The organism is Shewanella sp. S23-S33 (assembly GCF_043359565.1).
Classification (GTDB): domain Bacteria; phylum Pseudomonadota; class Gammaproteobacteria; order Enterobacterales; family Shewanellaceae; genus Shewanella; species Shewanella oncorhynchi.
In genome coordinates this window covers 18,388-40,093 of record NZ_JBHFFD010000011.1, presented here as the reverse complement: position 1 = coordinate 40,093, position 21,706 = coordinate 18,388, and the positions used below count along the sequence as shown (strand labels likewise).

Genomic DNA, 21,706 nt, shown 5'->3' with positions numbered 1-21,706 from the left:
GGAAACAATGGCAATTCCCCCTGCACACCAGCAATTCATCAGCTTAGCTTTAGCGCCTTTCTTTAGGAATATAAGAAAGGCTCTTTGTGTACTTACTGTTTACGTTTTCTTCTGCGCCATGTGTAAATCCCCAGCAGTGTTGCGATAACGGCAAAGCTCAAGACCACGGGCTTTTTCAGCTTGTGGTACAGGGCGTTCCATTCTGCCATTTCATTCGCCTGCGCTCGTTTTACTGCACCGTCAAAATCGGGCGCTTCACACTGCAAACCAAAGTTCTCGGCCCAAGGCACAAAGGGGCCGTTGGCGACGTATTTTTTGTAGTAACGCAGGGCAAGTTCTTGATCTCGATACAATACCCAACCTGTGGCTTGGCAGAGTAGCGCTGCATAGGCTTGGCTGTTGTGGGGTACATGATCCGATGCCTTGTTGGCTAGTTCCGCCGCCGTGTAGCGATAATGGAAGCGTTTATCGGGGATTGCTTGGCTGGCACTGATCCGCAGCTGTTCTTTCTCAGCCAGTTTGCTCGGTTCATTCCAATCACTTAGATCGAAGACACCTTGGTAGATAGTGTAATCCGGGGCTAATTCAAACCCTAAGAGTTCCATGCCTTGGTGGCGGGCAAGTTCGGCAACAGCCCAATAGGCTTTCGCGCTATCAATGCCTTTTGTTTTTTTCGCTGCATTCAACTCTGTGCCGTAGGCAAGGGCGCTGGCATTCAGTTTAGGATTAGGGAAGTAAACCGGCGCTTCAGCTATCGCGCCTTCGCGTAATAGCCTGCGACCTAGCAAGTAGCGCAAGCGGTTGTTAATTGGCTCAATATTATCGTACCAGTCGCTGTCTTTAGGGTATTCAAAGGCGATAAATGGCACATGTTCGTCGACAAATAACTTAAGTTCAGCCGTGGTGAGCACGCGCTCCGCCACATAGGCGATGTCTTGCCAGTACTCATCACCGCTGGCGAGTAAGTGACTGAGCGCATCGACATATTCGCCACGCTCTAGTGACAACACCCCTTGCTCTGCACGAATACGACAGTAAGTGGCTGTATCTTCATCGGCATTAATGGCTTGTTGCTGAGTTTCTTTAGCGTCAACTGTGGTCGAGATCTTATTGAGTTGCTCTGGGAAGTGACGCGCTGCCTGAGCATAGGCCTTGGCAGCTTCTGCTTGATCGCCCTTTTGTAGCATTAATTTTGCGTTGAGCCACCAAGTGAGGCCGCTCGGTTTCGCTAGCGTTAATAGGCGCTCAGCACTGGCATAATCCCCTAACTGGTAATAAATCGCCGCTAATTTATCGCCATGGTTGAGCTGTAAGCCATCGGTTGGAAATACTTTAAGGAGCTCAGCAACCTTTAATCCCATTTCTGAAAGCTGGCCATTGTAGGCGAATTCATTAGTGCTGCTTTGCCAATAGGCAATCAATAACTGCTGCACGCTCGCCTGTTGCAGTAGCGGCTTAAGTTCAGCAATCTCTTTACCCATCAAAGTGCGGCTTAACATCAATAAGGAATCATAACCGCCGCTATCGCCCTGTACCGATTGGGTGGCATAGAGCTCAATAGCTTTATTCAGTGCATCAGGGGTGAGAGTCATTTGCAGCTCTGACTCAGTTTCACCTGTACCTTGATTGGTCAATTGCGGGAGCGGCTGACCTTGGTGTAACAGGATATAGGCTTGCTCACCTAAGCTCGCTAAACTCAAACGCAGGGGATCGGCGGCGCCTTGTGCGACTTCGGTTTGTAATTGTGTCAGGTAAGCATTAGCACGATTAAAATGTTCAGGATCAGCCGAAGTCTTGCTTAAGATAAGCTCAATACGCGACAGCGAATAGAGTGCCCACAGGCTACGAGATGCGCGTTCACTTTGTGGTAATTTGATGATTTTGATGAAATAGTTACTTGCCCTCTCATAATCTTTTGCTTCAAACGCTACGGCACCTAAGGTGTACCAAGTTAGCGCTTGTGGTAGATCTTTGTCTAACTTAGCGGCCATTTGCTCGGCTTCAATGGGGCCCGTTGCATCCCGCAAAGTGTTCACTAAGGCTAAATGGGCGTCACTTAACTCGCTGTTTTCAAAGGCGCGAGTTTGTGAAAGATAACGGCTATGCACTTCATCCCAGAGATATTCCTGTGCAGCGGGTGCATCTTGATACTGCCAAGGCAAAGGTTTTGCGAGGGCGGTTAGCTGCTGGCTAAAGGAGGTTTGCGGTAAATAACTGAGATTGCTCTGCCTATCCTGAGTGAGTTGCAAAGGAAAATCGGGGCCGCAGGCCAATAGCATAGGGGAAAATAAGCTTAAACAAATGAGCGTGGTCTTTTTAAGCATAAAAGCCCGATTGGGTGTTGCCATGGTAAACGATAGTTTTGGCTTATGGCGCATAAATTCCCTGTAAATATAATGACTCACAACGTGCCCAGCCTATCACTTTTTGGCCGCCAGGGTTGAGCATGTGTGTTTGAATGTCTCTGTTTGATTGCGGCATAGGCATGATTGCAGTGCGTGAAACTGTTTTGGTTGGTGTCAACGCTGCTGTATTCTCAGCTCGCCATTGCCACGTTAACAGCCCATCTTTTTGTATTACGCTATAGCCATTTTGCGCATCATACCCGCTGCAAGCTTGTCCCGCTAGCGACAAAAGAGGAGGAATTTCACCTGCAATATTACCGTGATTCATTAAGCTCAGTTGGAATAGCTGTGGCTTGCGGATTTCCAGATTTTTTGGCTTATTTTCAGCGGCTAATATCGTTTGGGCTGTGGCCTTGTTATCGCTTGATATCACTAATTCAATCTTGGCGGCAAGTTCACCTTGCTGTGCAACGGCGATTAAGGTGTTGAGTGGCCAAACCCTTTTATCCCCTTCCAGCGGCAGCCGAAACCAGATAATGCCTCTGAGTTTGGCATCTTTTTGAGTGTGTAGTTTTTGCACAAAGGCTTGTAATACTAGAGGATCGGCCATCAGTTCCTGTACTGCATTGGCTGATTGGAGTTGATCGCGCAGCGGTGTTTCACTTTCAACTTTATAACCTGAAGCTGTACTGATGACCGCCGAACCATAGGCGGGGAGCGCAATAAGGTAAGGAACAGTGCTGATATTTGAGAGTTGCTGCACCCACTGCCAACCTTGAGTCGCATCGAATAGTCCGAGGCGTGGATCGCTTACGCTGTGAATTTGTAGCACCAGTTCATCAATACTGGTGAGTAACATGGGAAAATCGGCGCTACTGAGCCAAGCGGGCAGTGCAGTAATGCTGAGTTTGAGTTCTGCGGGTAACTGCGCTTTAAGTTTTTTAAGAAAATCCCGATAGGCTGGCAGTTTACTGTTGGCACTGTCGTGGTCGATTTCAACCCCCGCGATGTGCGTGCCTTTTGCCTGCCAAGTTGCTAGTACTTGGTTGATTTTATTGATCACTTGTTCATCATTTAAATGCACGAACTGACCATCTAAGCGAATCACGGCAATTTTTGGCCTAGGATCTGCCTGCAACCAAGCATGATTGACCGCAACTTCAAACCAAATGTCTGCGCCATTGGGTTTTGGATGCGCTTGCAGCGCTAAAATACGTAATCCTTGAAATGCATCTTGGCTTTGCACTAATGCCGTTTGATTGGCGGGGCGCCATTGGCGCTGCCAGATATAGACTTCCTGTGAAAGTGGCGCTCGAAGGGTTGTTGCTTCTGTAGCGGCTTTTACTGCGACACTGGTATTTGGGCTAGCCGTGGTTTCGTTGGGATTTGATGCTGGCTGACAGGCGCTCATAAATACGGCGGCGCTCAACAAAGCAAATAAGAACCATTGATTTCGGCTTATGTTTTTAACCAGATTGCCTATGCCCATACTACCGCTGTCGATTCCGTTTTGAGTGAGGCATTACTATGCCCGAAAAATGCCACTTATACATCGCGGTCAAACTTCTGATAATGCCCACTAAGCTTGGTTTTCCTTTTGGTGCCTTGTTAATCAATATCAGAACTCAGATCTCAAAAATCAGGATCGACTTGAAAGCGCATCTGTTCACGGGTGACGGGATGTTGAAGCATCAATAAATCTGCATGCAGATGCAGGCGATTGGCGCGAGTGCCGTACAGATCGTCACCTACAATGGGCGTATTTAGCCCTTCTGAGTGGGCGCAGTGAACTCTGAGTTGATGGGTTCGGCCCGTTTTTGGGGATAGATACACGCGGGCTGTACGTGCCATTTCATCGATATGGCTTAATTTCCAATAGGTTTGGGCCGCTTTGCCAAACTCATGGCAAACGAGTTGTCTCGGTCTATCGTCTAAATCGCCACGTAGGGGTAAAGAGATTTGTCCTGCGGCCTGTTTATCTGCCATTGCTGTAGGGATCCCTGCTAAAAGTGCCACATAACGCTTAGTCACTGTGCGCTGGATAAACTGTTTTTGCAGCTGTTTATGGGCGTCTTTTGTCAATGCGATCACCATTAATCCCGAGGTCGACATATCGAGCCTGTGGACGATAAGTGGCCCTGTGGCATAGGGAAACGTTTGCCGCATGCGCGAATACACTGAGTCTTCAATCTCTTTGCCGGGCACTGATAAAAACTCGGCGGGTTTGTTCACAATCGCCATCGCCTCGTCTTGGTAGAGGATGCTTAAGGTTTTGCCTTCGGCGGGGTTCGTCAGCAGCGGATTATCATCGACAACAAGCCCTTCGAGCATATGCCCCAAGATAGGCTGGCATTTGCGCAGACAGGCAGGATAAAACTGCTTATGTTGGCGAATTTCTGATTTTGGCGGCGCCCCCCACCAAAATTCGGCAATCGCCAATGGTTTAAGACCGTGTTTAAAGGCGTAATGTAGCAACTTAGGGGCGGCACATTCCCCTGAGCCTGCGGGCGGTGTTAACTCAACCGTCCCGTTAAATATGCCGTTAAGGCTTTTTTCTGCGCTGCGAATATTCAAAAAACGATACTGCTCAAACAGCTTTTGCTGCAGCGCCGCCGAGAGCTGTTTACGCTGTAGTCTTAACGCGTCACGCTTATCAGTGAGCAGAGTTAACGCTTGGCTGATGGCATGGATACGTTCATCCCAATAGCGTTTAATATCTCTTAACTGATTCTTTTCATTAATGCTTTCTTGGCTGAGTTTAGCTTCGATTGCAGTATTTTCACGTAAAGTCTCATCAGTTGGATTGGCTGCCCATTGCACTGCGAGTTGATTGCGCTGCGTCTTGCGGGATTGACGGCCGTCGATCATCACTTGCCTGTGGGCGGCAAGCTTGGCCTGTGCTTGAGCTTGCTCAGCGTTGAGTTCGCTCGATAGCCGAGGAATATCGGGGTGATTTTCTACTGCAAGTAGCTGCTCGTTAATTTGGTTGATTTGCAGATTTTCGGCGTGGAAAAAATTGTCCTTAGCCAGCATATCAAACACAGGTGGAACGAAGCGTGGCCAATGGTTCTGCTCAGCTAACTTGCCCGAAAATGCCGACAAATAGCCCACATCTCCCTGCGGATCTTGTACTAAAAGTACACCAAACATTTTACCAATGGCACCGGTTAACTCCCCCGTGAGGCCAAAGTTATGTTGCCAATCGTTTTGAGTCTCAAGGTGGCGTTGTAATTCGTTGGCTGCGATCACGCATAATGGATGCGGTTCGTAATAGAAAGGAAAGGTAAAACGTTGCGGCAGGGCATAGGCATCAATGGCTTGTGTGAAAGAGGTAAAGCAAGAAGGCTGAAGATGCATATTGGGGTCTACTGTTGGTTTTACTTATCTGGGTTAATTATCGGAGTTAATTATCTGAGTTAAGCCACAACTTAGGATGATGGCTAGCAAGAAAGGGCGCTAGTTTACTCTGTCGATTTGGGACTGTCGATTTTGGGCTGTCACTTTTTATTGGTGCGGCTCTGTGTTGAAAAAGGGAAATAGCATTAAAGCGCATTTCCCTTTGATGTGTCGCTTGTACTTAAAGCCAATTTTAAACGGTTAAACCCGCTTAAAAGATGACTTTTACTTTACTGGCGCTATCGAGTGCTTTGCTGATTGCGCTGTCGATATCGATATCACGGGCAAGCGCGACACCTAAACGGCGGCGACCATCAATATCGGGTTTGGCGAATAATCTAAGCTGAGTGTTGACCGCTTCTAATGCCGCACCAATCCCTTGGTAGCGGATATTGCTTGAGGTGCCTTCGGCCAAAATTACCGCTGAGGCACTTGGACCATGCTGATGGATATTGGGAATAGGTAGGCCAAGAATCGCTCTAACATGCAGGGCAAATTCCGATAAATCTTGGCTGATGAGTGTGACTAAGCCTGTGTCGTGGGGTCTTGGCGAGACTTCAGAGAAATACACTTCATTGCCTTTAACAAACAGTTCTACGCCAAATAGTCCATAACCGCCAAGGGCTTCGACGACTTTGCTCGCAATCGCTTGGGATTTTGCTAACACTTCATCGGACATGGCTTGTGGCTGCCATGACTCGCGATAATCGCCATCTTCTTGCCTGTGGCCAATAGGCGCACAAAAGTGTATGCCGTTGACTGCGCTGATGGTTAACAGGGTGATTTCATAATCGAAGGGAATAAAGCCTTCGACTATTACGCGACCGCCGCCGGCGCGTCCGCCTTCTTGGGCGTATTGCCACGCTTTATGGCTGAGGGCGATATCGCGAATAACGCTTTGGCCTTTGCCCGAGGAGCTCATGACTGGCTTCACCACACAGGGCACGCCAATTTCACTAATCGCTTGATTAAATTCGGTTTCGGTATCACAGAAAAAATATGGCGAGGTTGGTAAACCTAAGGTTTCAGCGGCGAGGCGACGAATACCTTCCCTGTCCATAGTGAGCTTTGTTGCCCGAGCAGTCGGGATAATATTTACCCCTTCGGCTTCCATGTCCACTAAGGTTTGGGTGGCGATGGCTTCAATCTCTGGGATGACTAAGTGCGGTTTTTCTAACTCGATAACCGCACGCAGGGCGTTGGCATCGAGCATATTGATCACATGGGAGCGATGCGCGACTTGCATGGCGGGGGCGTTGGCGTAACGGTCAACGCCAATCACTTCAACGCCTAAGCGTTGTAGTTCAATGGCAACTTCTTTGCCAAGTTCACCGCAGCCGAGCAACATGGCGCGTCGTGCGCCCTCAGTGTAGGGAGTGCCTATCATGTGTGGGTACCTTTGAGATTGTAGGGATGATGAGTTTTATGCTTGCGTTCTATGCCGCAATGATGTGGTTAGTTTAGCCTGAACAGGCTTTAGGATCATGGAGTAAATTGACAAGTGTGTCCCGGATCACTGGGGGCAAAAACGAAACAGCATATCTTTGGTTAATATTGAGGTTGAGAGCAAAGTCAAATGTTAATGTAATATTGGTGGCATGTTTAGGGGCCATCCACTAATCTTTGGGATGGAATACATATTATTAATACAAGGAGATGCGGATGTTCTTAGATTACTTTGCGTTAGGTATTTTGTTTTTTGTCATCATTATTATGTTTTATGGTGTCATTGCCATTCATGATATCCCCTATGAAATAGCCAAAAAACGTAATCATCCCCAGCAAGATGCATTGCATATCGCCGGGTGGGTGAGTCTATTCACCCTACATGCTATTTGGCCATTTTTATGGATCTGGGCGACTTTATACCGTGAAGATCGCGGTTGGGGGTTCAATACTGTAATGAAGCGAGAATTAGTTTTAGAGGAGGATGTGAATTCATTGCGTGAGACGGTCAGAGGGCTTCAGACTCGGCTTGAACAGTTAGAGCAAATAACTCCCATGAATATAGCGCCTGCTGTGGATGCGATAAAAACAGACAAAGTTGAGGTATAACATGGATTTATTACTCATACTCACCTATGCGGCCGTGTGTATTGCTATCTTTAAAGTCTTTAAAATTCCGATGAATAAATGGACTGTTCCCACCGCAGTGCTGGGTGGGGTGTTCATTATTGGTACCTTATTGCTCGTTATGAATTACAACCATCCTTATTCTCGTTTTGCCCGTGAATATTTTGTCACTATCCCTATCACCCCCGCAGTAAAAGGCTTAGTGACTTCGGTGGAAGTGCAGCCTAATGTGCCAGTTAAACAAGGGGATGTGTTATTTCGTCTTGATCCTATTCCCTTCGAAGCCGTTGTTAAACGTAAACGCGCTGCTTTGATGGAAGCAGAGCTCCAAGTGCCACAACTCGCCGCGGCATGGGAGTCGGCTAAGGCTAATGTAGAGCGCGCTAGGGCCGATAAAGACCGTAATAAATCTGCCTTCGAGCGTTATGAGTTAGGCCGCAAGAAAGGGGGCGCGAATTCGCCTTTTACTGAACTGGAACTCGATAATAGGCGTCAATTGTACTTAGCCTCAGAGGCACAGCTGACCGTCGCGAATGCTGAAGAACTGCGTGTCAAGCTGGCCTATGAATCTAATATTGATGGTGTCAATACTAAAGTAGCTAGCTTGCAAGCTGATTTAGCCAGTGCACTCTACGATTTAGAACAGACAGTCGTGCGGGCACCCTCAGATGGTGTGGTGACGCAAATGGCGCTTCGTGCGGGAGCGATGGCAGTGCCTTTACCATTACGTCCAGTAATGAGCTTTATTCCCGACGAGCAGCGCTACTTTGCGGGGGCATTCTGGCAAAACTCGTTAATGCGTTTGCAGGAAGGTGATGAGGCTGAAGTGATATTGGATGCCGCTCCAGGACAAATCTTTAAGGGGAAAGTGGCGAAAATATTACCCGCTATGGCTGAAGGTGAAATTCAAATGGGCGGCGCGCTGCAGTCATCGGCTCGTTTATTTCAAAATGGTCGCGTTATTGTGCTGATTGATATCGAAGATGATGCTATTCGTAAGCAATTTCCTGCGGGTGTTTCTGGGCAGGTTGCAATTTATACTGAACATTTCCATCATGTCGCTGTGATGCGTAAAGTATTGCTGAGGATGCAAGGTTGGCTGAATTACTTGTTTTTTGATGGACATTAACCCTTAATCGGTTAACTTTTGTCTGTTGTATCAAGTCCAGTTCGCTGGACTTTTTTGTGACCCATTTGGGGTGAATAAAAAGGATTTTGAAAGCATGCAAGATATTCACGATTTAACCTCAGTGCTGCGCTCCAATACGCCAATTGTAGTGATTGAAACCTATGAAGAATATCGCGTGGTTGAGCTGCTTAAGCGGGTCGCCAGTGTGCTCTATCAACCTGTGTTTACATGGAGCATCACCCAAGGCCTAGCACGGGTCGATAAGCCCTTGGCGGCGCAAAAGTTTAATAGCGAACCTACAGATCTGCTCGGGCAAATTAAATCAACCTCGCAGCAGGGAATTTATGTGCTGTGCGACTTCCATCCCTTTATGATTGATGCACCTAAGAATGTTCGTTTGCTTAAAGAAATCGCCCTTGAGTACGAGACGCTGCAACACACATTAGTGCTGGTAAGCCATGCCTTTGAAATTCCGCCTGAAATCAAACGTTATTGCGCTTATTTTCACTTAACTTTACCAAGTACTGTGCAATTGCAAAATCTGATTTATCTTGAAGTTGATAAAATTCGTCACCAAGGTACGCCGCTACAGGTCGATGATGCGGCTGTGGTCAAATTAGCCGATAATCTGCGGGGTGTGACTTTAGACGATGCCCGTCGTCTCGTACGCAAAGCCATAGTCAATGACGGTGCTATTACCTTGTCAGATATCGAGGCCATCAATAAAGCCAAGTTTCAGCTACTCGATCTTAATGGTGTGTTGCAATTTGAATACGACACCAGTGATTTTTCACAGGTTGCCGGACTGCATAACCTTAAAAAATGGCTCAAGCAGCGCTCGCCCATAGTGGCTGTCAGCGCCATTGACCAAGGCGGCCAGCCGACTCCAGTTCAGCATGTCAAAGCGCTCGATGCGCCCAAGGGGATTTTACTGCTGGGCGTTCAGGGCAGTGGTAAGAGCCTCGCGGCTAAGGCGGTTGCGGGCGTTTGGCAACGACCTTTGCTTAGGCTCGATATGGCCGCCTTATATAACAAATACATAGGCGAAACCGAGAAGAACTTGCGTAATGCACTGGATCTGGCTGACATGATGTCGCCCTGTGTGCTTTGGATAGATGAAATTGAAAAAGGCTTAAGCGGGAGTAGCAGTGATGAGGGCACCTCGACGCGGATACTCGGCACCTTACTCACTTGGATGGCGGAGCGTAAATCTGAAGTGTTTTTGGTGGCTACCGCTAATGATATTCAAGCTCTGCCGCCAGAGTTGATGCGAAAGGGCAGGATGGATGAAATCTTTTTTGTCGATTTACCCGACGAAGCCATACGCAAAGCCATCTTCTTAATCCACTGTAAGCGCCGTGGAATCGATGTGGCGAGCTTAGATCTCGCCCTTTTATCAGCTCGTAGCCAAGGATTTTCCGGCGCCGAAATCGAACAAGCGGTAATTGCTGCCATGTATACCGCAAGAAGTGTCGGGTGTAGTGTCGACCAAGTGCTATTACTTGAAGAACTTAGTAAGACACGGCCTTTATCTGTGGTCATGAGCGATAAAATCAATGCGCTACGACAATGGGCTGCAGGCCGAACCGTGAATGCCCATGAGTAAGATTTCTCTCTCAAGAGATATTGTTTTAAATTGTCACCATATTAAAAACTATAAAATAAGTACTTAAATCATTACGGCGTGGAAATAGACGCTTTAGATTTATAAAATTCAGTGTAACTCGAAGTTAAATGAAAGCTATGTGATATGTTTTTACTATTTTTCTAGATTTGAAACTATATGAGCGGAGTAGTATTTTCATGACGAAATCACTTCTATAAGGCTATTAGCTAACATTGCTTAGATAACAAGTTTCTCTAAGGTTTGTATACCGTTCGATGCTATCTATGTGGAGGTTTTATTTGAAATCTTGGCTTAAAAACTATCAGATTAAAGAGCAAGAAATTAACTCAAGACAGAGGTTTGCTAACCTAAATTGGCCGATTGTTTGTGATGATCTTTTGTTATTCCTTAAATCCATATTTAAGGATAATCCTCAAGTGTTTCGTGATTTCTCAATATCTAAGACCAATGGTGATTGTGGAAATACTGGCTTTTGGGGTTTTGATTCGTTACAAATCATTCAAAATGACAAGTTTACTGGGACTGGTAGATGGACAATAAATAATGGGAAGAAGACATTGCAGCACGAAAAAGATTATGGAGTTTGCCTAGATATAAATCATTCGATTATAGGTACATTTCACGTATTCCTCAAACGACCAAAATGCGACATTTCAACGCGAAAAAATCCTGATTTATTACTTTTTTATACAGATGACCCTCTGGAACTTACGAATAAAAAGGTTCTTGGATTCATAAAAACAATGCTTTTCTATGTTCATGCAACTAGTATCCGTCGAAAACTTTCGGTTTTAGATCGGTTGAAATTAGCATTGTTGGAATTAAGGAGCCATATAAGGCGGAAAAGCATGTCTAGTTACATGTATGAACTTATATCAAATAGCTTTTTAGCTTTCACTGCTGTAATTATAGGTGCAATATCTCTATATGTTGCTTATCTAACACTGTTAGCAACTATTAGTGCTATTAGCGGATGAAATATATACATAATATTCCATAGTTCAACTCCGAAGTGCGGCACTCTTCAATTAAGCCGCTAGTTGATTAATTATTTCTTCGGAGGGGACAGCGCCAAGATCTAGCTGACGTTTTTGGAGGTATCTTGGGTTTTCTCGTTACCGCTTGCATCAAAAATCAAAGTTGTCGCTATCAGCAAAAGTTGTCGCGACAATGCCTAATGAGTGCTTCAGTATTTGGCGTGACAATATCTTTCTAAATGGTTTGAATCTTAGCGGTATCCACTCCCTGTGGTACCGCTAATGCTGCTTATTCCTATCATGATGACATTAGATATCAAAGGCGAGACTGCCCGGAGTCAGGAATGGCCAACTTAGACGCGTCGGTGAACTCTCACCCTGCGCACCAAAGAAGTAAGCTGTTCTTGGGGTAGCGTAAACTACACTGCCTTTTTGCAACCCGAGTTCCTGCAGATTATGGTGGGTGAATTTGGCTTCCCACAGTTCTTCGCTATGCCAGCCGTGTGGGGCTAATTCCAGTCTTACTTCGGCGCCAATGGGGGTCATGGCGACAATATTGAACGGCAAATTGGCCTGACTATTGGGCTTATTTGACAGCGCTAATTCGTGACTGCGTACATAGAGAACACCATCTTGCTGCAGTGTTTGCTGTTCTGGAGGTGTTAAAAATGCTTGACCATTTTCCCAACGTTTTTGTTGCCAACTGGCTTCAAAGACATTGACGTTACCAAGAAAATCAAACACAAAGCGACTATTGGGGTGCGAGTATAGCTCAGCAGGTGTATTAATCTGCTCTATATGACCATTGCTCATCACTACCACTCTATCTGAAAGCTCAAGCGCCTCATCCTGATCGTGGGTCACAAACACGCTGGTGAATTTCAATTCATCATGCAGGCTGCGTAGCCAGCGGCGTAGTTCTTTACGCACTTTAGCATCTAAGGCGCCAAAGGGTTCATCCAGTAGCAAGACTTCTGGTTGGGTTGCGAGTGCACGGGCCAACGCAATGCGCTGTTTTTGTCCTCCCGAGAGTTGTTCAGGATAGCGCTGTGCGAGGTGGCCTAGTTGTACTGTTTCTAGCAGTTGTGTCACTCGCTTATGAATTTCTGCCGCCGAAGGCCTTTGTTTTTTCGGCATGACTTCGAGTCCAAAGGCGACGTTATCGGCGACCGTCATATGGCGAAACAGCGCGTAGTTTTGAAACACAAAACCCACGCGTCTTTCACGCACATGCACTTGGGTGACATCTCGGTTGCCGAATTGAATTTGGCCGCTATCGGCTCCTTCAAGACCGGCAATAATCCGCAGCAGTGTAGTTTTGCCTGAACCTGATGGTCCCAGCAGACCAATCATTTCCCCTTCTTGAATATCGAGATTAAGTGGGGAAAGCGCCTGAAATTGGCCAAATTTCTTGGAAATATTAGTAAGACGAATACTCATAGTTGGCTCTGCTCTTTATTGTCATTGGCGGTTAAACTGCGTTGTTGCCGCCATTCCACTACGGCTTTTAACATTAGGGTAAATAGGGCGATCAGGGCCAGTAATGACGCGCTCGCGAAGGCGGCTTCGGCCTGATAATCTTCGTACAATAATTGCACATGTAAAGGTAAGGTATTGGTTTCGCCTCGAATGTTGCCAGACACGACAGCAACGGCACCAAATTCTCCTACGGCTCTGGCATTGGTGAGGATCACACCGTAAATCAGTGCCCATTTGATGTTGGGTAGGGTCACGCGGCGAAAGAGTTGCCACCATGACGCTCCAAGGATCACTGCAGCTTCTTCTTCCGATGCGCCCTGTTGTTGCATCAATGGGATCAGTTCTCTGGCCACAAAGGGGCAAGTGACAAAAATGGTCACTAATAGTATTCCTGGCCAAGCAAACATGATCTGCAGATCGTGCTCATATAGCCATTCGCCAAGCCAACCACTGTTGCCATAGAGCAGCAAATAGAGCAAACCTGCGACGACAGGGGAGACCGCAAATGGAATATCAATCAGCGTGATCAGTAACTTGCGACCGGGGAATTCAAAGCGAGTCACGCTCCAGGCCAGCATGATTCCGAACACTAAATTGATTGGTACTGTGAGTGCTGCCACCATCAGTGTTAAACCAATCGCATGCAGCGAATCCGGTTGAGTTAGGTGCCCAATATAACGCTCCCAACCTCCGACAAACGCCTGCTGAAAAATACTCACCAACGGCAATAGCAACAATAGCAAGCCCAAGAGCACGGCGAGGGTAATAAGGCTCCATTTGATCAGGGGCGCTTCACCGACTCTTAAGGGTTTAAATGAGTTCATATTTGCTCCTTATCGTCCATGAATGCGGCGCAGATAACGCGCCTGCCACAGGTTTATCAGCAGTAATAGCAGTAACGAGGTCATCAGAACCACAGAGGCAATGGCGCTGGCACCTGCAAAATCAAATTCTTGTAGGCGGACAAAGATCATTAACGAAGTGATTTCACTGATATAAGGCATATTGCCAGCGATAAAGATCACTGCACCAAACTCACCCAGACTGCGGGTAAAAGATAGTGCCGTTCCAATCATTAATGCTGGCCAAAGGGAGGGCAAAATAACCCGCCAGAATACCGAACGATCCGAGGCGCCAAGCGTCATTCCCGCTTCTTCTTCCTCGTGGGATAACTCTTCGAGAACGGGTTGTACTGTACGAACCACAAAGGGAATACTGGTGAAAATCATCGCGACCACTATGCCTAGCGGGGTGTAGGCAACTTTTATGCCCCATTCAGCCAATAGACTACCGATTTGGCCGTTTTCCGCATAAAGGGTGGCTAAGGTGATACCGGCAACGGCGGTCGGCAAGGCAAAGGGTAAATCTACCAAGGCATCTAAAATGCGTTTGCCGGGAAATTCATAACGCACGAGTACCCATGCGAGTAATAATCCGAAAAGGCAGTTAAATAATGATGCCGCGAGCGCCGATAGTATGGTGACTCGGTAACTGGCAACCACTCTGGGATCGGCAATCACGCCCCAGTATTCGGACCAGCTCATTGAACTGGTCTGCATGATTAGTCCTGTGGTCGGCAATAATAGGATTAGGCTGACAAACAGCAGGGACACACCTAAGCTGATGGTAAAACCGGGAAGAACCCGCTTATGGCGTAAACGCCCGTTATTAAAAATCACAGAATAATCACCCGATCAGGTTAATTGTGTTAAACCAATACTATTTATACGGTTCGCTCGTTGTTGGCTCAAGCCATTTGTAGGATGCAATCTTTACGGCTAACACTGATTGATAAATGCCAATTAGCGATAAACCCGAGACTTTGCTCGGGTTCAATGTTGATATCTTACTACATTAAGGACGATATCAGCGCTTTAATAGCTCATCGAGTTTTGCACCGTTAGCAAACTGCGTTTTCATCGCATTATCCCAACCACCGATGATTTGCTCAACAGTCAGCAGGTCAACGGTAGGGAACTGTTTAGCAAACTCAGCTTTTATCTTTTCGTTGTGTACACGATAGCTGAATCCTGCCAGTAGACGTTGTGCTTCTTCACTGTAGAGATAATTCAAATACTCAGTTGCGAGTTCCTGTGTACCGTTACGCTTAGCATTTTTCTCAACTACAGCGACGGGGAACTCTGCCAGAATCGAGGTTTTTGGTACAACTACTTGGTAATCGTCCGTACCATACTGCTGGCGGATATTGTTCACTTCCGATTCAAAGGTAATTAATACATCACCGATCCCACGTTCAACAAAGGAGGTGGTCGCACCGCGGCCGCCAGTATCAAATACTGCGACATTACCGAGGAATTTTTTCAGGAATTGATCCAGTTTAGCCTGATTATCCTTACCATAGTTTTTCTGAGCATAACCTAATGCGGCTAAATAAGTGTAGCGAGCATTACCAGAGGTTTTTGGGTTAGGAAAGACCAGTTTAACGTCATCTTTAGCTAAATCGCCCCAGTCGCTGATTTGCTTTGGGTTACCCTTACGCACCAAAAATGCAATGGTGGAATAGTAAGGCGAACTGGCGTTAGGCAGTAATTGTTGCCAATTTTCTGGGATCAATTTACCGCGATCGTGCAGAACTTGTACGTCTGTCACTTGATTAAACGTTACCACATCTGCGGGTAATCCCTGCAGAATCGAGCGTGCCTGTGCAGATGAGCCTGCATGGGATTGTTTAATTTCGACGGTTTTACCTGTTTTCTCTTCCCAATGTTTGGCAAAAACGGGGTTGTAGGCATTGAATAATTCCCGTGCGATATCATAAGAGGAATTAAGCAGGGTTTGATCTGCGGCAGTCACATTGAGTGAGGTTCCCAGAATGAGGGTTCCTAGCAGGGCCTTTATCAATTTTACGGACATTTTTAACTCCTTAATCTGGCAATTTTGTCAGCGTCATGGCACCTAGAGTAATAGAATTAATTGTTTATAAAAAGCCAGTTGAATAGAACTTTTTTGAATAACTATGAGCGATTTATTTTATGTTATAAGCAGTATTCACCGTGTTTGTCAGTGGTAACCGACTTAGAATAGGCTATCGCTTAGTTGTTTTTATCAAGTAAAGGATAATCCTAGTGTCTGACTTTCCGACAATTGAAGCCTGCATCGGGCAAACTCCGCTGGTTCGCTTGCAGCGGCTTAACTGTGGTACTTCCACTGTACTGTTAAAATTGGAAGGCAATAACCCCGCGGGTTCAGTAAAAGATCGTCCTGCACTCAATATGATTATTCAGGCCGAACTTCGCCAAGAAATAAGTCCTGGTGATACGCTTATTGAGGCAACGAGTGGCAATACTGGGATTGCGCTGGCGATGGCGGCGGCAATCAAAGGATACAAGATGATCCTGATTATGCCGAATAATTCGACTCAGGAGCGTAAGGATGCGATGCAAGCCTATGGCGCAGAGCTCATGCTAGTGGATAACATGGAGACTGCGCGGGATTTGGCGCTGCAGTTACAAAGCGAAGGCAAAGGTAAGGTGCTGGATCAATTTAATAACCAAGATAACGCTAATGCCCATTTTCTCACGACAGGCCCTGAGATCTGGCAACAGAGTCTAGGCAAAATTACCCACTTTGTGTCAAGTATGGGGACGACAGGTACCATAATGGGTGTGTCTAAATACCTTAAAACTTGTAATCCCGACATCACTATCGTCGGTCTTCAGCCTGCCGATGGCAGTGCTATTCCAGGGATTCGGCGTTGGCCGCAGGCATATTTGCCTGGGATTTTTGATGCTTCTTGGGTTGATTTAGTTATGGATATTGAAGAGCAAGATGCAAAAGCCATGGCGAGAACCTTAGCGCGAGAGGAAGGGATTTGTGCTGGAGTCAGTTCGGGCGGTGCCGTGTTTGCTGCGCTGGAGATTGCTAAACAATATCCGGGTTCTGTGGTCGTGGCGATTGTCTGTGATAGGGGCGATCGTTACCTTTCGTCAGGGCTTTTTTCCTGAGTCCTAGATTTTTACTCTAAGCATATTGAGCGATATAAATGTTTGATTGATAAAAATGGGCGAGACACGCCCATTTTTACCCTTTTAAACGTGATCATTTTTTCGGTGGGAATTGCGCCAAAATTCGGTTGACGGCTTTGGCGGTATCTTGGGCTTTCTCGTTACCGCCTGCATCAAAATCATAGCTGTCGCTGCCACGCCAAATAAGAGCTTTGGTCTTAGGATCGACAATATCTATTTGAATAGTTTGAATTTTAGCGCTATCACTCCCCAGCGGCACGCCAACACTGGTGCCTATGCCAATCCCGCCCGAATTTCCGAATGTGCCTGTGCCTAATCCAATGGATAGCCCTGAATCTTTGGGCTTATCTTGGGTGAGTAAGGCGTAGGCGACGTTAAAGTCGGGCGACGCTGTATTTTCTACAAACCCTTTTTGAGTCAATTGGTTGTTAATTTCTACTTGAATACGCTGGGCGCTTAACGGGTCATCCGTCGGCTGTGGTGTTAACTGGGTAAAGCTGCGTAGTGCGGTGAAGTCGTAATTGAGATCATAATCGTTTTTCGGTTTACTGTTGCAAGCGCTTAATAAGGCAACAGCGACGAGCAGACTGGCAAAGTGACGGTATCCCATGATAGTGCTCCAAGTTGTACAAACTCTGTTCAATGTGCCTTGATTAAGGTTGTTTCTGCAAGTACTTTAGATAAGTGTGTTGTATTTGAATCGCTTTGAATGCAATCCAACGGTATCTTTTTTAGCGCTGGTCGTTTTGAGTATGGTTCATTTTTAGATAGGAATAACGGCGGGTTATGGAACAGTTAGCCTTTTTTGATATCCCGAGTCCTTGTATCGGTGTGTGTGTTACCGATGCGCGCGGTTACTGTAATGGTTGCCTGCGAAGCCGTGACGAAAGATTCAATTGGTTAACGTTTTCAGATGCGCAAAAGTATGATGTCATTCGCCTGTGTACTCAACGTAAACGCCGTCGCCAGTTGGCGATGATGAAAGCAAGGCAAGCACAAATAGAGCAAGAAAGGGCAGCGTTAAATCCACAGTTGAATTTTGAGCCTGAGCCCGAAGTCGATCTGGATTTTGGTGGCTTCGAGCTAGACTAATAGGTTGAATACTTTGTTAAATAGTCTTATTTAACTGACTTGTAGAATTAGCGCGTTAGACGAATAACAGACCCGCAGTCGTTTAATCCCTATCCCAATCCCTATTACAGCTTACGCTTCTTCGGCCAGATTAAACTAAATCGAGTATGTTGTGCATCACTGGTAACACTTACATTCCCTTGATGTCGTTGCATAATCCGTTTGATGATCGCAAGGCCTAAACCATGTCCTTTATTGCCATTCTGTACCGATTGGCTGCGATAAAATGGCTCGAACACTTTCGGTAAATCCACCGCAGGGATAGGTTCGCCGTCGTTACTCACACTTAAATTGACCCTATGCTGGGTCTGCTTAACTTCAATGATGATTTCAGTGCGGGCAAAGCGTTGTGCATTGGTCAGTAAATTCTGTAGTGCCCGTTCGATTAATGCGGGTTCTCCGAATAAGGGCAGTTTTTCGACTTCGGCCTTGAGCGTTATAGGCGTTGGACTTAAGGTTTCTAGGCGCTTAATACTTTGATTGATGAGATTAATTAAATCGTACTCATCCAACTGGATACCTTCTCGCTGTGACTCTAAGCTGGCGTAGGTCAGCAGTTCTTGAAGTAAGTCTTCCATTTCTTTGATGTCGAGCTGCATTTCATCGAGAAAGTCTTGTCGCTTCTGTTCGTCCGAATCTGGCTGACAATACATAGGCATAAGTGCAAGAGCAAATTTGAGCCTCGCCAGTGGCGTGCGGATTTCATGGGATACCGCATTAGATAAGTGTTTCTGGTTATCAATCAAGGCGCTGATATGTCGCGCCATTTCGTTAAACGTATTGGCTAAGGGCTTAACTTGGGAGCGATTTGACAGGGTAATCCGCGTGTCCCATTTGGCTTCGCCAAATTCTTTGGTGGCCTTACGCAGTATGCTCAAATCCCGTGAAAGCGGGCCGACCCAAATTAGCGCAACAAGGGCGAGTGATAAATAAAAGAACAGGGTGAACAGGCTGCGAAGGTTGGCTCTGGGATCTATGTCCAGCGGCCCCGCCATTAAGACTTGATCGTCTACTCGAATAAATTGCAGCAGGCTATCATCATTGGCCGTGGTGGTGAACACCTTGCTTGTGCTTAACGCTTGATTATCTGCCAGCGCGACTTGATCTGCATTGAGTAATTGCAGTGGCATCACAGGGTTCGCTGGGATCGCCTCCAGATACCGTTGGCGGGCATCGGGAGGTAATTCCGCTAATAATTGCGCCAATGCCACTAACGGCGCATCGAGGGCATTATTGTCATCAACATTCTTCTGCCACAGGCTGTCGAGTGTCCAGCCAATCCCAAGCACGCTGAGACTGAGTAGCAGATATAAACTGATAAAGAGACGTTTCACTGTATTTGTGCTTAGTTATTCCAAGCTTCAGGAGCAAAGAGATAACCTTGTCCCCAAACGGTTTTAATTCTGAAAGGTGTCTCAATATTATCGTTGAGTTTTTTACGTAATCTAGAGATCCGCACGTCAATTTTTCGATCTTTACCATCGAAATCAATATTGAGTAACAACTGATAAATATACTGACGGCTGAGCACTTGGCCCGCTTGCGAGGCCAGTAACCATAGCAATTCGAATTCATGGCTGGTGAGATCAATTTCAGTTTCATTAAGACGAATCGCATGGGTATGCGGGTCGATACTCAATTTACCGAAGGTTAGACAGTGTGATTCTGCCTGTGGTGGCTGATTCTGACGGCGAAGTAAGTTGTTGATCCGCGCAACTAACAGAGCAGGATCGACGGGCTTGACCACGTAGTCATCGGCACCGAGTTCTAGTCCTTTGATTTGATCTTCGCTTGAGCCAAGTGCGCTCATCAATAGGATTGGACCTGCGAAATAATCGGGCAGTTTCTCACACAGAGTGAGGCCATCCATGCCCGGTAGCATAATGTCTAACAGTATGATATCTGGCTTGTAATTGATTAATCGTGTTAGCACTGTATCGCCACGGCGTTCAACTTCAACATGCATACCATGGGATTTTAGGTAATCTACAATCAAGTTTGCTAGGCGAACGTCGTCTTCAACCAATAATACTCTGTGGTTCGATTGTGGGCTTGTCATTAAAATAAACTCCAAGGGTTGCGGTAACGTCTGCGAACCTGAGGTTGTGATGCAGAAGTGATTTTAAGTTTGGCACCAGCCAAAGTTTGGTTACTGTCTTTACTCACCATGACAAATTGAATATCCGTCATAGTGTGGATTTTCATGCTTAATGTATGGGTTGAAACTGAATCACTGCACCATTTGGGATAGGCGGCGTTGTCGGACAAGATACAGATCAGCTCATCTTTAGCGAGTTCCCACTGTAGTTCTATATAGACGTCACAGGCCTCAGTTTCTGAACTTGTGATGCAAATTTCGGGTGTGAGTTTGAGTGCCGAGTCGCGAGTTTTGGCTTGTGCTGAACTTTGGCCCATCAAGCCGAGGCTTAGACCTATAAAGCAAAGCAAGCTTAACTGAGGCAGTGTCACTAACGTTAGAACCTATAGGCTGCGCCGATAAAGTAGGTGCTGCTATAGTCTTGGTCTAACAAGGGACTGGCGGCAATCTCATCGGCAATTAGAGTGTAACGAACTGCCAACAGTAGATCCCAATTGTCAGTTAATATGTAACGGGCCGTCATTTCCGCACCTTTATCCCAACCTGATTTTGCTTGATATCTTTCGCTCCAATAGGCGTTTTCACTGGGTCTAACGCTGTAATAATAATCCACTACGGCTTGGCTTTTCCAATCAAATACCAACGCAAACTCAAAAATGAAACGATCGTAATCCCAGCCATAGGTCCATTTTATTTGTGCTTCTGAACCTTGATGAACATTAAACATATCATGAGTGTACGCCAATCTAATAATACCGAGCCGCGTATAGATGAATGCTTCGGCACCGCCAAGTAAGGTGAAGTTCCGAGTCTCTAAGGAATTAAACTCAGGCTCTGGCTCAGTCGACAAAGCCATACTATTTATGGCTTTGGCTTCAACTTGAGTGCCACGATTCAAAAAGATATTCGATGGGTCCCATTGATAGAAGTAGGCCCTATCTAAGCTATAACTTGTTACTAAGTTAATTGTAAAGCTTTCTTGCTCGGCTAAGGTATAACCTAAATTACCATTGTCGAAGAACCAGTGTTCGCCGTAATAGGCCACAGTTGGAATAAAGAACAATGGAATATCGTCAAAATCCCTGAGTGGATTGCTTTTTTGTCCCCAGCCTATGGCGATGCCTAGATCCCAGTTGTTCATCTCAATACATTGATTTTCTGGTGCACAGGCTTCTTTCGCCATTCCGATTGCAGGCAAAATACTTAAACTTGTAATGAGGACAAAAAGAATACGATACATGATTTAACGATTAAGGGCTGAGGTTAACAATACAGGAAAACAGATTAGCATTTTATGCTCAATTCAACAGTGGTTTCATTCACGCAGATGCAAAATGATACAGCTATCAATTAAATAATAAATTTATGGATTGCACAATATGTTGATAGTCATGCTAAAAGCTTATCTTGGCAGCTTTCGTACGGTTAATTGTGGATGTTAAATTTTGTGTTTTATAAGTTTCGA

Annotated in this window: 19 protein-coding genes; 6 read left to right on the top strand and 13 right to left on the bottom strand. The window is 46.1% G+C overall.

Going from position 1 to position 21,706, the window contains the following annotated elements; genetic code table 11:
- Positions 1-92: 92 nt before the first annotated feature.
- The 4 genes from ACHA99_RS02070 to purT form a co-directional block, all read right to left on the bottom strand.
- Positions 93-2,378: a hypothetical protein gene (locus ACHA99_RS02070; RefSeq protein WP_393940756.1), complete on the bottom strand. Its 2,286-nt coding sequence runs from the start codon at positions 2,376-2,378 to the stop codon at positions 93-95.
- Positions 2,368-3,834 (bottom strand): DUF3142 domain-containing protein, encoded by a 1,467-nt coding sequence (locus ACHA99_RS02065; RefSeq protein WP_393940754.1) that lies wholly within the window; start codon positions 3,832-3,834, stop codon positions 2,368-2,370. The genes ACHA99_RS02070 and ACHA99_RS02065 overlap by 11 nt, the downstream gene beginning before the upstream one ends.
- A gap of 143 nt (positions 3,835-3,977) precedes the next feature.
- Complete coding sequence (locus ACHA99_RS02060) at positions 3,978-5,702, bottom strand: RluA family pseudouridine synthase (protein ID WP_198572997.1); 1,725 nt, start codon at positions 5,700-5,702, stop codon at positions 3,978-3,980.
- A 250-nt stretch (positions 5,703-5,952) separates the two neighbouring features.
- Complete coding sequence (gene purT, locus ACHA99_RS02055; RefSeq protein ID WP_263178460.1) at positions 5,953-7,128, bottom strand: formate-dependent phosphoribosylglycinamide formyltransferase; 1,176 nt, start codon at positions 7,126-7,128, stop codon at positions 5,953-5,955.
- A 275-nt stretch (positions 7,129-7,403) separates the two neighbouring features.
- On the opposite strand from purT, the gene ACHA99_RS02050 reads away from it, so the two are divergent.
- The 4 genes from ACHA99_RS02050 to ACHA99_RS02035 all read left to right on the top strand — a co-directional run bounded on the left by ACHA99_RS02050 (position 7,404) and on the right by ACHA99_RS02035 (position 11,547).
- Positions 7,404-7,796, top strand: coding sequence for a DUF3302 domain-containing protein (locus ACHA99_RS02050; protein WP_028759246.1), 393 nt, complete (start codon positions 7,404-7,406; stop codon positions 7,794-7,796).
- Position 7,797: 1 nt separating this feature from the next.
- Positions 7,798-8,943, top strand: a complete 1,146-nt coding sequence (locus ACHA99_RS02045; RefSeq protein ID WP_393940752.1) for an HlyD family secretion protein — start codon at positions 7,798-7,800, stop codon at positions 8,941-8,943.
- Between the two features lie 94 nt (positions 8,944-9,037).
- Positions 9,038-10,549 (top strand): AAA family ATPase, encoded by a 1,512-nt coding sequence (locus tag ACHA99_RS02040; protein WP_393940750.1) that lies wholly within the window; start codon positions 9,038-9,040, stop codon positions 10,547-10,549.
- Between the two features lie 299 nt (positions 10,550-10,848).
- Positions 10,849-11,547: a hypothetical protein gene (locus tag ACHA99_RS02035; protein WP_393940748.1), complete on the top strand. Its 699-nt coding sequence runs from the start codon at positions 10,849-10,851 to the stop codon at positions 11,545-11,547.
- Between the two features lie 309 nt (positions 11,548-11,856).
- Here ACHA99_RS02035 and ACHA99_RS02030 read toward each other — a convergent pair whose 3' ends face one another.
- The 4 genes from ACHA99_RS02030 to cysP form a co-directional block, all read right to left on the bottom strand.
- On the bottom strand, positions 11,857-12,987 hold the full coding sequence (locus tag ACHA99_RS02030) for a sulfate/molybdate ABC transporter ATP-binding protein (protein WP_131523841.1): 1,131 nt from the start codon (positions 12,985-12,987) through the stop codon (positions 11,857-11,859).
- Positions 12,984-13,850, bottom strand: coding sequence for a sulfate ABC transporter permease subunit CysW (cysW, locus tag ACHA99_RS02025; protein ID WP_028759251.1), 867 nt, complete (start codon positions 13,848-13,850; stop codon positions 12,984-12,986). The genes ACHA99_RS02030 and cysW overlap by 4 nt, the downstream gene beginning before the upstream one ends.
- Before the next feature lie 9 nt (positions 13,851-13,859).
- Positions 13,860-14,705, bottom strand: coding sequence for a sulfate/thiosulfate ABC transporter permease CysT (cysT, locus tag ACHA99_RS02020; protein ID WP_105249982.1), 846 nt, complete (start codon positions 14,703-14,705; stop codon positions 13,860-13,862).
- Between the two features lie 187 nt (positions 14,706-14,892).
- Positions 14,893-15,900 (bottom strand): thiosulfate ABC transporter substrate-binding protein CysP, encoded by a 1,008-nt coding sequence (cysP, locus tag ACHA99_RS02015; protein WP_393940745.1) that lies wholly within the window; start codon positions 15,898-15,900, stop codon positions 14,893-14,895.
- A 212-nt stretch (positions 15,901-16,112) separates the two neighbouring features.
- On the opposite strand from cysP, the gene cysM reads away from it, so the two are divergent.
- Complete coding sequence (gene cysM, locus ACHA99_RS02010) at positions 16,113-16,991, top strand: cysteine synthase CysM (protein WP_263164178.1); 879 nt, start codon at positions 16,113-16,115, stop codon at positions 16,989-16,991.
- Positions 16,992-17,085: 94 nt separating this feature from the next.
- Here cysM and ACHA99_RS02005 read toward each other — a convergent pair whose 3' ends face one another.
- A complete protein-coding gene (locus tag ACHA99_RS02005) occupies positions 17,086-17,622 on the bottom strand; it encodes a DUF4136 domain-containing protein (RefSeq protein ID WP_393940742.1) in 537 nt (178 codons plus the stop codon).
- A 176-nt stretch (positions 17,623-17,798) separates the two neighbouring features.
- On the opposite strand from ACHA99_RS02005, the gene ACHA99_RS02000 reads away from it, so the two are divergent.
- A complete protein-coding gene (locus ACHA99_RS02000; protein ID WP_198573003.1) occupies positions 17,799-18,104 on the top strand; it encodes a DUF1289 domain-containing protein in 306 nt (101 codons plus the stop codon).
- Positions 18,105-18,208: 104 nt separating this feature from the next.
- Here the strand turns inward: ACHA99_RS02000 and ACHA99_RS01995 are convergent, their stop codons facing one another.
- Genes ACHA99_RS01995 through ACHA99_RS01980 form a run of 4 tightly spaced genes read right to left on the bottom strand, consistent with a single transcriptional unit; the run spans position 18,209 to position 21,481 of the window.
- On the bottom strand, positions 18,209-19,477 hold the full coding sequence (locus tag ACHA99_RS01995) for an ATP-binding protein (protein ID WP_393940739.1): 1,269 nt from the start codon (positions 19,475-19,477) through the stop codon (positions 18,209-18,211).
- 11 nt (positions 19,478-19,488) lie between these two features.
- The gene (locus ACHA99_RS01990; protein WP_006080570.1) at positions 19,489-20,202 is read right to left on the bottom strand and encodes a response regulator; all 714 of its coding nucleotides are present in this window, start codon (positions 20,200-20,202) and stop codon (positions 19,489-19,491) included.
- Positions 20,202-20,612, bottom strand: coding sequence for a DUF3019 domain-containing protein (locus ACHA99_RS01985; RefSeq protein ID WP_028759258.1), 411 nt, complete (start codon positions 20,610-20,612; stop codon positions 20,202-20,204). Before ACHA99_RS01985 ends, ACHA99_RS01990 begins: the two co-directional genes overlap by 1 nt.
- A gap of 5 nt (positions 20,613-20,617) precedes the next feature.
- Entirely contained in the window at positions 20,618-21,481 is an 864-nt protein-coding gene (locus tag ACHA99_RS01980; RefSeq protein WP_219250276.1) for a MipA/OmpV family protein, read from the bottom strand.
- Between the last annotated feature and the right edge of the window lie 225 nt (positions 21,482-21,706).

Excerpts from the sequence above, each read along its gene's own strand:
- cysP (WP_393940745.1), bottom strand. The coding sequence starts at position 15,900 with ATGTCCGTAAAATTGATAAAGGCCCTGCTAGGAACCCTCATTCTGGGA.
- ACHA99_RS02045 (WP_393940752.1), top strand. The coding sequence starts at position 7,798 with ATGGATTTATTACTCATACTCACCTATGCGGCCGTGTGTATTGCTATC.
- ACHA99_RS02060 (WP_198572997.1), bottom strand. The coding sequence starts at position 5,702 with ATGCATCTTCAGCCTTCTTGCTTTACCTCTTTCACACAAGCCATTGAT.
- ACHA99_RS02030 (WP_131523841.1), bottom strand. The coding sequence starts at position 12,987 with ATGAGTATTCGTCTTACTAATATTTCCAAGAAATTTGGCCAATTTCAG.
- ACHA99_RS02065 (WP_393940754.1), bottom strand. The coding sequence starts at position 3,834 with ATGGGCATAGGCAATCTGGTTAAAAACATAAGCCGAAATCAATGGTTC.
- ACHA99_RS01990 (WP_006080570.1), bottom strand. The coding sequence starts at position 20,202 with ATGACAAGCCCACAATCGAACCACAGAGTATTATTGGTTGAAGACGAC.
- ACHA99_RS02050 (WP_028759246.1), top strand. The coding sequence starts at position 7,404 with ATGTTCTTAGATTACTTTGCGTTAGGTATTTTGTTTTTTGTCATCATT.
- ACHA99_RS02000 (WP_198573003.1), top strand. The coding sequence starts at position 17,799 with ATGGAACAGTTAGCCTTTTTTGATATCCCGAGTCCTTGTATCGGTGTG.
- ACHA99_RS02005 (WP_393940742.1), bottom strand. The coding sequence starts at position 17,622 with ATGGGATACCGTCACTTTGCCAGTCTGCTCGTCGCTGTTGCCTTATTA.
- ACHA99_RS02040 (WP_393940750.1), top strand. The coding sequence starts at position 9,038 with ATGCAAGATATTCACGATTTAACCTCAGTGCTGCGCTCCAATACGCCA.
- ACHA99_RS02070 (WP_393940756.1), bottom strand. The coding sequence starts at position 2,378 with ATGCGCCATAAGCCAAAACTATCGTTTACCATGGCAACACCCAATCGG.
- purT (WP_263178460.1), bottom strand. The coding sequence starts at position 7,128 with ATGATAGGCACTCCCTACACTGAGGGCGCACGACGCGCCATGTTGCTC.
- ACHA99_RS01980 (WP_219250276.1), bottom strand. The coding sequence starts at position 21,481 with ATGTATCGTATTCTTTTTGTCCTCATTACAAGTTTAAGTATTTTGCCT.
- cysW (WP_028759251.1), bottom strand. The coding sequence starts at position 13,850 with ATGAACTCATTTAAACCCTTAAGAGTCGGTGAAGCGCCCCTGATCAAA.